This is a genomic window from Streptomyces sp. NPDC048603, assembly GCF_043199475.1.
Classification (GTDB): Bacteria; Actinomycetota; Actinomycetes; order Streptomycetales; family Streptomycetaceae; genus Streptomyces.
Genome location: NZ_JBICVY010000014.1, coordinates 201204 through 211788 on the forward strand (window position 1 = coordinate 201204; position 10585 = coordinate 211788).

At 70.7% G+C, this 10585-nt stretch carries 9 protein-coding genes; 7 read left to right on the forward strand and 2 right to left on the reverse strand.

The window, feature by feature from the left end; all coding sequences use genetic code 11:
* The first annotated feature begins 40 nt into the window (after nucleotides 1-40).
* The 5 genes from ACGFQ9_RS31190 to ACGFQ9_RS31210 are packed head-to-tail and all read left to right on the forward strand — an operon-like array spanning nucleotide 41 to nucleotide 5193.
* On the forward strand, nucleotides 41-1408 hold the full coding sequence (locus tag ACGFQ9_RS31190; protein WP_393578436.1) for an ABC transporter substrate-binding protein: 1368 nt from the start codon (nucleotides 41-43) through the stop codon (nucleotides 1406-1408).
* The gene (locus tag ACGFQ9_RS31195; RefSeq protein WP_393578437.1) at nucleotides 1405-2385 is read left to right on the forward strand and encodes a carbohydrate ABC transporter permease; all 981 of its coding nucleotides are present in this window, start codon (nucleotides 1405-1407) and stop codon (nucleotides 2383-2385) included. The genes ACGFQ9_RS31190 and ACGFQ9_RS31195 overlap by 4 nt, the downstream gene beginning before the upstream one ends.
* Nucleotides 2382-3284, forward strand: a complete 903-nt coding sequence (locus ACGFQ9_RS31200; protein WP_393578439.1) for a carbohydrate ABC transporter permease — start codon at nucleotides 2382-2384, stop codon at nucleotides 3282-3284. Before ACGFQ9_RS31195 ends, ACGFQ9_RS31200 begins: the two co-directional genes overlap by 4 nt.
* On the forward strand, nucleotides 3281-4273 hold the full coding sequence (locus ACGFQ9_RS31205; RefSeq protein WP_393578441.1) for a zinc-dependent alcohol dehydrogenase family protein: 993 nt from the start codon (nucleotides 3281-3283) through the stop codon (nucleotides 4271-4273). Before ACGFQ9_RS31200 ends, ACGFQ9_RS31205 begins: the two co-directional genes overlap by 4 nt.
* Nucleotides 4273-5193, forward strand: coding sequence for a PfkB family carbohydrate kinase (locus tag ACGFQ9_RS31210; RefSeq protein ID WP_393578443.1), 921 nt, complete (start codon nucleotides 4273-4275; stop codon nucleotides 5191-5193). The genes ACGFQ9_RS31205 and ACGFQ9_RS31210 overlap by 1 nt, the downstream gene beginning before the upstream one ends.
* Nucleotides 5194-5379: 186 nt before the next feature.
* Here the strand turns inward: ACGFQ9_RS31210 and ACGFQ9_RS31215 are convergent, their stop codons facing one another.
* The gene (locus ACGFQ9_RS31215) at nucleotides 5380-6753 is read right to left on the reverse strand and encodes a class I SAM-dependent RNA methyltransferase (RefSeq protein ID WP_393578444.1); all 1374 of its coding nucleotides are present in this window, start codon (nucleotides 6751-6753) and stop codon (nucleotides 5380-5382) included.
* A gap of 111 nt (nucleotides 6754-6864) precedes the next feature.
* Complete coding sequence (locus tag ACGFQ9_RS31220; protein ID WP_393578445.1) at nucleotides 6865-8910, reverse strand: APC family permease; 2046 nt, start codon at nucleotides 8908-8910, stop codon at nucleotides 6865-6867.
* Between the two features lie 198 nt (nucleotides 8911-9108).
* Between ACGFQ9_RS31220 and ACGFQ9_RS31225 the strand changes: the two genes are divergently transcribed.
* Together ACGFQ9_RS31225 and ACGFQ9_RS31230 are read left to right on the forward strand one after the other, a co-directional pair.
* On the forward strand, nucleotides 9109-9777 hold the full coding sequence (locus tag ACGFQ9_RS31225; RefSeq protein ID WP_393578446.1) for a potassium channel family protein: 669 nt from the start codon (nucleotides 9109-9111) through the stop codon (nucleotides 9775-9777).
* Nucleotides 9774-10436 (forward strand): potassium channel family protein, encoded by a 663-nt coding sequence (locus ACGFQ9_RS31230; RefSeq protein ID WP_393578448.1) that lies wholly within the window; start codon nucleotides 9774-9776, stop codon nucleotides 10434-10436. The genes ACGFQ9_RS31225 and ACGFQ9_RS31230 overlap by 4 nt, the downstream gene beginning before the upstream one ends.
* Nucleotides 10437-10585: the final 149 nt, after the last annotated feature.

The following is a 10585-nucleotide window of genomic DNA, read 5'->3' on the forward strand; positions in this document are numbered from 1 at the left end:
ACCACGCACCCGCACAGGTACCCGAACGCCTGGAGGAGTCATGCCCAATTCAGCCAGAGGACCGGTCCTCCGGACCCGCGCCATGGCCACCGCCGCCACCTTTTCCCTGCTCGCCACCGGCGTCGCCTGCAGCGGCGCGGGCGGCGGCGCGTCGGGCGACGGCAAGAGCATCAACGTCCTCATGGTGAACAACCCGCCCATGATCGAACTGCAGAAGCTCACGGCGAAGCACTTCACCGAGAAGACCGGCATCAAGGTCAACTTCACGGTCCTGCCGGAGAACGACGTGCGCGACAAGATCAGCCAGGACTTCTCCAACCAGGCCGGCCAGTACGACATCGCCACCATCAGCAACTACGAGGTGCCGATCTACGCCAAGAACAAGTGGCTGCACCCACTGGACGAGCAGGTCGCCGCCGACACCGCCTTCGACCAGCAGGACATCCTCGAACCGCTGCGCGACTCGCTCACCGCGGCGGACGGAAGGCTCTACGCCCAGCCGTTCTACGGCGAGTCGTCCTTCCTCATGTACCGCAAGGACGTGTTCGCCGCGAAGGGCCTGACGATGCCCGACAGGCCGACGTGGCAGCAGGTCGCCGACCTCGCCGCGAAGGCCGACGGCGCCGAGAAGGGCATGAAGGGCATCTGTCTGCGCGGCCTGCCGGGCTGGGGAGAGGTGATGGCCCCGCTGACCACCGTGGTGAACACCATGGGCGGCACCTGGTTCACCCAGGACTGGCAGCCCCAGCTCAACTCGCCCGCCTTCAAACAGGCCACGTCGTTCTACGTCGACCTGGTGCGCGAGCACGGCCAGGCGGGCGCCGCCCAGTCCGGCTACGCCGAGTGCCTCAACAACCTCACCCAGTCCAAGACCGCCATGTGGTACGACGCCACGGCCGCCGCCGGCTCCCTGGAAGCGGCCGGCTCCCCGGTCAAGGGCAAGATCGGCTACGTACAGGCGCCCGTCGAGCGGACCGAGAGCTCCGGCTGGCTCTACACCTGGGCATGGGGCATCCAGAAAGCCTCCAAGAACAGCGAGAACGCCTGGAAATTCATCTCCTGGGCGTCGGGCAAGGAGTACGAGCAACTGGTCGGCGAGCAACTGGGCTGGGCCAACGTGCCCGCCGGGAAGCGCACTTCCACCTACCGGAACCCCAAGTACGTGGCCGCGTCCGCGGCGTTCTCCGAGGTGACCCTCGCCGCCATCGGCTCGGCCCGGCCCGACAACCCCGGCGTCCAGCCGCGCCCGGCGCCCGGCATCCAGTTCGTCGGCATCCCCGAGTTCACCGACCTGGGCACCAAGGTGTCGCAGGAGATCAGCGCGGCCATCGCCGGCCGCCAGTCCGTCGACGAGGCGCTGGAGAAGTCCCAGAAGCTGGCCGACAAGGTCGCCCAGGGGTACCGGTGACCGTGTCCACGACCACACCCACACGCCGCGCCGCCGCACCGCCGTCGGCCGACGGGCCCACGACCACGCCCGCCGGACCGCGCGGTGCCCGCGCCTGGGCCACCCGCGCCCCGCTCCTGCCGGCGCTCGTCTTCCTGATCGCGGTCACCCAGCTGCCGTTCGTGGCCACGCTGGTGATCTCCCTGTTCGACTGGAACTCCCTGGCGCCCGACGACCGGGCGTTCGCCTGGTTCGCGAACTACCGGACCGTGGCCACCGACGCCGACCTGCGCGACTCGGTACTGACCACGATCCTGCTGACGGCCACCGTGGTGGTGACGTCGGTCCTGCTGGGTCTGCTCCTCGCGCTGCTGCTCAACCGCACGTTCCGCGGCCGCGGTCTCGTACGCACCATGCTGATCACCCCGTTCCTCCTGGTCCCCGTCTCCGCCGCGCTGCTGTGGAAGCATGCGCTCTACAACCCGGAGTACGGACTCCTCAACGGGGCGTGGACATGGATCGCCGGCGTGTTCGGGGACGACACCCCCGCTCAGCCCGACTGGATCTCCGACAGTCCCCTGATCGCCGTCGAAGCGGCGCTGATCTGGCAGTGGACACCGTTCATGATGCTGATCCTGCTGGCCGGACTGCAGAGCCGCCCGCCGGAGATGATGGAGGCGGCCCGGCTGGACGGCGCGAACGCCTGGCAGACCTTCCGTCATCTGACGCTGCCGCACCTGCGCCGCTATCTGGAGCTCGGCATCCTGCTCGGCTCGATCTACATCGTGCAGCACTTCGACGCCGTCTTCACCATCACCTCCGGCGGCCTGGGCACCGCCAACCTGCCGTACACCGTCTACCAGACCTTCTACCAGGCCCACGAGTACGGCCTCGCCTCGGCGGCCGGCGTACTCGTCGTCATCGGCACCATCGTGATCGCGACCTTCGCCCTGCGGGTGGTCTCGTCCCTGTTCCAGGAGGAGGCGGGCCGCGCATGACCCCCACCGTGATCGAACGGCGTCCGCGCCGGGTGTCCGGCGCCCCGCGGGCGTCCCTGCCGCCGACGGCCCGCCGGGCCGGCCGCCGCTCCACCGTGCTCGGCCTGCTCGCCTGGGCGGTCGGTTTCGCGTTCTGCCTGCCGGTGCTGTGGATGGTACTGACCTCGCTGCACTCCGAGCCGGACGCCGCCACCAACCCGCCCTCGCTCGCGGCCTCGCTGACCCTGGACGGCTATCGCGCGTTCTTCGGCGCGGACGGCGGCCCGAGCCCCTGGCCGTCCATGGTCAACTCGGCCACGGCGAGCGTGATGTCGACCCTGTTCGTGCTCGCGCTGGCGCTCCCCGCCGCGTACGCCCTGTCGATCCGGCCGGTGCGCAAGTGGACCGACGTGATGTTCTTCTTCCTGTCCACGAAGATGCTGCCGGTCGTGGCGGGGCTGCTGCCGGTCTACCTCTTCGCCGACAACGCCGGACTGCTCGACAACATCTGGCTGCTGGTCCTCCTCTACACCTCGATGAACCTGCCGATCGCGGTGTGGATGCTGCAGTCCTTCCTCGCCGACGTCCCCGTCTCGATCATCGAGGCCGCCCAGGTTGACGGGGCGCGACTGCCCGCGATCCTGACCCGGATCGTGGCCCCGATCGCCGGCCCGGGCATCGCCGCCACCGCGCTGATCTGCTTCATCTTCAGCTGGAACGAGCTGCTGTTCGCCCGGGTCCTGACCGGGGTCGCCGCCCAGACCGCCCCGGTCTTCCTCACCGGATTCGTCACCAGCCAGGGCCTGTTCCTCGCCCAGCTGTGCGCCGCATCCGTCGCCGTGTCCCTGCCGGTGCTCGCCGCAGGTTTCGCCGCCCAGGACAAACTCGTCCAGGGCCTCTCGCTTGGAGCCGTGAAATGAGGGCTGCGCTCATCGAGGCGCCCGGCAAGGTGACCGTCACCACCGTTCCCGACCCCGCCCCGGGGCCCCGTGAGGTGGTCGTCGACGTGGCCGCGTGCGGCCTGTGCGGCACGGATCTGCACATCCTGCGCGGGGAGTTCGCGCCCACGCTGCCCGTGGTGCCCGGACACGAGTTCGCCGGTGTCGTCGTCGAGGTGGGCAGGGACGTCACCGAGGTGTCCGCCGGCGACGCGGTCGCGGTCGACCCGTCGCTCTACTGCCACGAGTGCCGCTCCTGCCGGGCGGGGCGCGGCAACCTGTGCGACCGGTGGAACGCGATCGGCGTGAGCGTGCCGGGCGGGGCGGCGGAGTTCGCGGTCGCCCCCGTGGCCAACTGCGTACGCCTCCCCGACCACGTCGACGTACGCGACGCGGCGCTGATCGAGCCCCTGGCGTGCGCGGTGCGCGGCTACGACGTGCTCAGCAGGAGCCCGCTCGGCGCGAACGTGCTGATCTACGGCTCCGGCACGATGGGCCTGATGATGCTGGAGCTGGCCAAACGCACCGGTGCCGCCTCCGTGGACATCCTGGACATCAACCCCGAACGCCTCGCCACCGCACGCACGTTGGGCGTCTCCCGCGCCGCCGCCCGCGCCGACGAGTTCGACCGCCCCGAAGGCTGGGAGTTCGTCGTCGACGCGACCGGGAACGCAGCCGCCATCCAGGACGGGCTCGGACGCGTCGCCAAGGGCGGCACCTTCCTCCAGTTCGGCGTGGCCGACTACGCGACGACGGCGACCATCGAGCCGTACCGCATCTACAACCAGGAGATCACCATCACCGGGTCGATGGCCGTGCTGCACAGCTTCGAACGTGCCACCGCCCTGTTCGCCTCCGGCGTCCTCGACCCGAGCGTGTTCATCAGCGACCGCATACCGCTGGAGGAGTACCCGCGCGCCCTCGACCGTTTCGCGGCGGGCAGGGGGCGCAAGATCGTGGTGGAGCCGTGATGCGCGATCGTGTCCTGGTCATGGGCGAGGCACTGACCGATCTGGTGCCGACGCGGGACGGCTCCCTGTTGCCCACGCCCGGCGGCGCGCCGGCGAACGTCGCGGCGGCCCTGGCCGTACTCGGTGTGCCCACGTCGTTCGGCGGCGCCCTGGGCGACGACGTGTTCGGGCAAGCCCACCGGAAACGCCTCACCGCCGCCGGTGTGGACCTCGGCCTGTGCGCCGATTCCCCGCTGCCCACAGCGCTCGCCGTCGCGAGCCCCGCCCCGCACGGCAACCGCTACGACTTCCACCTGGGCGCCACCGCCACGTTCCACCTCACCCCGCTCACCGACCGGCTGACCGACTTCGCGGCCCTCTACACCGGCGGGCTCGCGGCGGTCGTCGACCCCGCCGCCGAGGCGGTCCACGCCACCGCGCAGGCCGCCGCCGGCCGGCTGCTGCTCGTCGTGGACCCCAATGTGCGCGCGGACCGCACCATCGACCCCGGGGCAGCCCTGCGCCGGCTGCGCGCACTCTGCGACCTCGCCCACGTGGTCAAGGCCAGCGACGAGGACGTACGACAGCTGTGGCCGGACGAGGAACCCGCGGCGACCTGCCGCGCTCTGGCCGCGGGCGGCCGCCTGGTCCTGCTCACCCAGGGCGCCGGGGGCGCCACCGCCTTCCTCGCGGACGGCACCTCGGTGAGTGTCCCCCCGACCCCGGTGACCGTGGTGGACACCATCGGCGCGGGCGACGCGTTCACGGCCGGAGCCCTGGCCGGCCTGGACGCGTCGAACGCACTGCGCCCCCGTGCCCCGTCCGAACTCTCCCCCACCCAGGCCCTGGACCTCCTGACCCTCGCCTCCCGCATGGCAGCAGCAGCCTGCGCAACCCCCGGCGCAAACCTCGCGACGACGCATGCGAGGGAGCCCGCGTAGTCCTCGCCACCGCTCCGACCCGGCGCCCGGCGGCACCCTACGCGGCAGGTCCGCCCGACCGGCGGTCATGCTCCCCGGCGGTGTGCCGGCCGGTCGCCCGGACGACCTGACGCCGGGTGCGTCAGCAAGCCGGGGCATGCGGACACGACCTGCGCCACCGTCACCGTTATCGCCTGAACCCGCGGGTCAGGCGTCGTCGCGGATCGGCTCCAGGATCGCCACGCACTCCACGTGGTGCGTCATCGGGAAGAGGTCGAAGACGCGGAGGGTGCGGGGCTTGTAGCCGGCTTCGGCGAAGTAGGCGAGGTCGCGGGCCAGGGCGGCCGGGTCGCAGGCGACGTAGGCGATGCGGCGGGCCGAGAGGGACGCCACGTGGCGGACGGTCTGCTTGCCGGCGCCGGCGCGGGGCGGGTCGAGGACGACCAGGTCGCACTCCGTGATGCCGGTGCGGGGGAGGACCGACTCGACCTTGCCCTGTTCGATGCGGACCCGGGGGAAGTCGGCCAGGTTGTGCCGGGCGTCCTCCACCGCGCGCTTCGTCGACTCGATGCCGAGGACGGCGCCGGTCTCGCCCAGGCGCTCGGCGAGGGCGCCGGCGAAGATGCCCACGCCGCAGTAGAGGTCGAGGGCCATCTCGCCCTTGCGGGGCATCAGGCCCTGCATGACGGCGCGGACCAGGGTGTCGGCGGCCTGGGGGTGGACCTGCCAGAAGCCGCCCATGCCGACGCGGTAGGTGCGGCCGTCGGAGCGTTCGCGGACGAAGGGGCGGCCGTGGACGCGGTGGACGCCGCCGTCCTTCTCCTCCACGCGGAGGACCGAGACCGGCTTGTCGAGCTCGACGAGCGGGAGGCGGCCGCCGGGGCGGGGGGTGAGGACGACCTGGCGGTCCTGGGAGCCCGAAGCCGCGATGGCCTCGACGGAGGCCATCGCCGGCCATTCGCGCTTCTCGATGCCCAGTTCCGAGACGCCCGGGGCGGCGATCATGCAGTGGTCGATCACCTGGACGTCGTGGGAGCGGTGCTTGCGGAGGCCCGCGTGGCCGTCCTCGTCGATGGCGTACTGGACACGGGTGCGCCACTGCGGGACCTGGCCGGCGGGCAGCTTGTCGCCCTCGGCCGGCATGACCGTGCCGTCCCAGCCGGCCTCCTCCGGGGTCAGCCCGGCGAGCCGGCTCAGCTGCTCGGCGACGACCTCGCCCTTCAGGCGGCGCTGGGCGCCCGGCTTGGCGTGCTGCCAGTCGCAGCCGCCGCACTTGCCGGGGCCGGCGTAGGGGCAGGGGGCCTCGACCCGGTCCTTGGAGGCGTCGACGATCCGTACCGCGTCCGCGCGCAGGAAGCGGGAGTCGGAGTCGCCCTCGGTGACCTTGGCGACGACCTTCTCGCCGGGCAGGGCGTGGCGGACGAAGAGGACCCGGCCGCTGTCGGTGCGGGCGATGCAGTGGCCGCCGTGCGCGACGGGGCCGACCTCGACCTCGTACTCCTCCCCCACCAGCGACAGCGGCTGCGGCTTCTCGTCCCCGACCAGCGACTGCTGCTTCTTGTCGTGCTGCGGCGTGGTCATGGTGGGGAGGCTCCAGAGGATCTGCGGAAGAACGGCTGATGGGTCGGTGTCCCCGCGGGAATTCTCCGCTGAGACAGCCGACCCATCAGTCTACGTGGCCCGGAGGGGCTCCTACGACTTGCTGCTCTCCTTCGGGCGGGTGTCCACCGGACCGCGGCGGACCGCGCCCGGGGCGTTCCAGTCCTGGCGCTTCTTCGCCCGCCTCTTGGCGAGCTCCGAGGACTCCAGCTGGTACGGGACGGAGGTGACCATCACGCCCGGGGTGAAGAGGAGGCGGCCCTTGAGGCGGAGCGCGCTCTGGTTGTGCAGGACGTGCTCGTACCAGCGGCCGACCACGTACTCGGGGATGTAGACGCTGACCGCGTCGCGCGGGTTCTCGCTGCGCAGGCCCTTGACGTACTCGACGACCGGGCGGGTGATCTCCCGGTACGGCGAGTCGAGGATCTTGAGCGGGACGTTGATGCCGCGCCGCTCCCACTCGGCCCGCAGCGCCTTGGTCTCGGCCGGGTCGACGCTGATGCTGAGCGCTTCGAGGGTGTCGGAGCGGGTCAGCTTGGCGAAGGCCAGGGCGCGCAGGGTCGGCTTGTGGACCTTGGACACCAGGACGATGGAGTGGACCCGGGAGGGGCGGACGCTGTCGTCCGAGGGACCCTCGGCGGCGGCGATCTCCTCGGAGACGCGGTCGTAGTGCTTCCGGATCGCGGACATGGTCCCGTAGAAGATCACCATGCCGAGCAGGGCGACCCAGGCACCGTGGGTGAACTTGGTGGCCAGGACGACGACCAGGACCAGGCCGGTGAAGATCGCACCGAAGGTGTTGATGGCCCGGGAGCGGATCATCCGGCGGCGGGCGGCCTTGTCGCGCTCGGTCGCCAGGTGCCGGTTCCAGTGCCGGACCATGCCGATCTGGCTGAGCGTGAAGGAGACGAACACGCCGACGATGTAGAGCTGGATCAGCTTGGTGGAGTCGGCGTCGTAGAGCCAGACCAGCAGCATGGCGGCGCCCGCCAGCAGCACGATGCCGTTGGAGAAGGCGAGGCGGTCGCCGCGGGTGTGCAGCTGGCGCGGCAGGTAGCGGTCCTGGGCGAGGATCGAGCCGAGCAGCGGGAAGCCGTTGTACGCCGTGTTGGCCGCGAGGAACAGGACCAGGGCGGTAGCGGCGGCGAGCAGGATGAAGAAGAAGCTGCCCTCGCCGAAGACGGCCTCGGCGACCTGGGTGATCACCGGGTTCTGTACGTAGGCGTCGCCGACGGGGACGCCGTCGCGGAGCAGGTCGTGGGCCGGGTTCTCGGCCATCCGCACGTCGGTGGCCATGGCCAGGCCGATGATGCCGCAGAACATGGTGACGGCGAAGATGCCCATCAGGGCCAGGGTGCTGGCCGCGTTCTTGCTCTTGGGCTTCCGGAAGGCCGGTACGCCGTTGCTGATCGCCTCGACGCCGGTCAGGGCCGCACAGCCGGAGGAGAAGGCCCGCAGCAGGAGGAAGACCAGCGCGAATCCGGCGATTCCCTCGTGCTCGGCCTTGATCTCCAGATCCGCGGTGGGCGCCTTCAGCGTCTCGCCCATGACCGAGCCCTGCCAGATACCCCAGGCGATCATGATGAAGACGGCGGCGATGAACACGTACGTCGGGATCGCGAAGAGTTTCCCGGATTCCTTCACGCCCCGAAGGTTCATCAGCGTGAGGAGAAGGATCATGACGATCGCCGAGAGGACCTTGTGTTCGATGACGAAATCCACGGCGGATCCGAGGTTCTCGACACCGGAGGAGATCGACACGGCCACGGTCAGGACGTAGTCCACGAGCAGGGCGCTGGCGACGGTGAGTCCGGCCTTGGGCCCGAGGTTGGTGTTGGCGACCTCGTAGTCGCCGCCGCCGCTCGGGTACGCGTGGACGTTCTGCCGGTACGAGGCGACCACGGTGAACATGAGCACGACGACCGCTGCCGCGATCCACGGGCTGAACTGGTAGGCCGATACGCCCGCGATCGAAAGGACCAGCAGGACCTCTCCGGGAGCGTATGCGACCGAGGAGAGCGGGTCGGAGGCGAAGACGGGAAGTGCGATGCGCTTCGGGAGGAGCGTTTCCCCCAGGCGGTCGCTGCGCAGGGCCCGGCCGATCAGGATCCGTTTGGGCACGTCGGTCAGTTTGGACACGGAGAGGATGTTAAGCGTTCGAAAAGACCGCTGCCCAACCCCCTGCCGTGGTCCTCACCAATTACGCACCACTGCGCGCTTGTCGACCACAAAGGTGACCGCCCGTGTGTAGCTTGGGCCATGGTCTGAGACCCTGTGAAGCCTGAGCATGAATGAGGCTGAAGAGAAGAACAGCCACTGACAGCCGGAAGGACGGCCGTGCACATCGTCATTATGGGCTGCGGAAGAGTGGGCTCCGCCCTTGCGCAGACCTTGGAGCAGCAGGGGCATACGGTCGCGGTGATCGACCAGGACCCCACCGCGTTCCGTCGGCTGGGAGCGGGTTTCGGCGGTCGGCGGGTGACCGGGGTCGGCTTCGACCAGGACACCCTGCGCGAGGCCGGAATCGAGGAGGCGGGCGCCTTCGCAGCGGTCTCCAGTGGTGACAATTCCAACATCATCGCCGCCCGGGTGGCGCGCGAGATGTTCGGTGTGGAGAACGTCGCCGCCCGCATCTACGACCCCAAGCGCGCGGAGGTCTACCAGCGCCTGGGGATCCCGACCGTGGCGACCGTACGGTGGACCGCCGACCAGATGCTGCGCCGGCTGCTGCCCTCGGGTGCCGAGCCGCTGTGGCGCGACCCGAGCGGCGGGGTGCAGCTCGCCGAGGTGCACACCTCCGCCGCGTGGATCGGGCACAAGGTCAGCAAACTGCAGGACGAGACCGGGGTCCGGGTGGCCTTCCTCACCCGGCTGGGCGAGGCGATGCTGCCGACGTCGCAGACCGTGCTGCAGGAGGGCGACCTCGTGCACGTGATGATGCGGGTCGACGAGATCGAGAAGGTCGAGGCGGCCTTCGCCGAGGGTCCCGAGGAGGCACACGCATGAGGGTCGCGATCGCCGGAGCCGGCGCGGTGGGCCGGTCCATCGCGGGCGAGCTGCTGGAGAACGGGCACGAGGTGCTTCTCGTCGACAAGGCGCCGACCGCCATCTCGGTGGAGCGGGTGCCGCAGGCCGAGTGGCTGCTGGCCGACGCCTGCGAGATCACCTCGCTGGACGAGGCGGCCCTGCAGCGCTGCAACGTGGTCATCGCGGCCACGGGTGACGACAAGGTGAACCTGGTGGTCTCGCTGCTGGCGAAGACCGAGTACGGCGTCCCGCGCGTGGTCGCCCGGGTGAACAACCCGAAGAACGAGTGGCTGTTCAACGAGTCGTGGGGCGTGGACGTCGCCGTTTCCACGCCGCGCCTGATGTCGGCGCTGGTGGAGGAAGCGGTGAGCGTCGGCGACCTGGTCCGGCTGCTGCGCTTCAGCCACGGCGACGCGAACCTGGTCGAGCTGACCCTGCCGCCGGAGTCCTCCGTGGCCGGTACCCAGATCAGCGATATCGAGTGGCCGCAGGACACCTCGCTGGTGACGATCATCCGGGGCAACCGGGTGCTGACGCCGAGCCCGGAGGAGACCCTGGAGGCCGGCGACGAGCTGCTGTTCGTGGCCGCCCAGGCCCGCGAGGAGCAGCTGGAGGACCTCCTCCAGGCCCGTCGCTGACCGACGGAGAAGAACGGAAAAGAGGGGCGGGGGGGCCCGGGGGGGGCCCCCCCCCCCCCTGTGTTAAGGGGGTTGGCGCCGGGGGGCCGGGGGGGGGGGCGGCGCCCGCGGCGGGCCCCCCACCCCCCCCCCCCCCCCCCCCCCCCCCC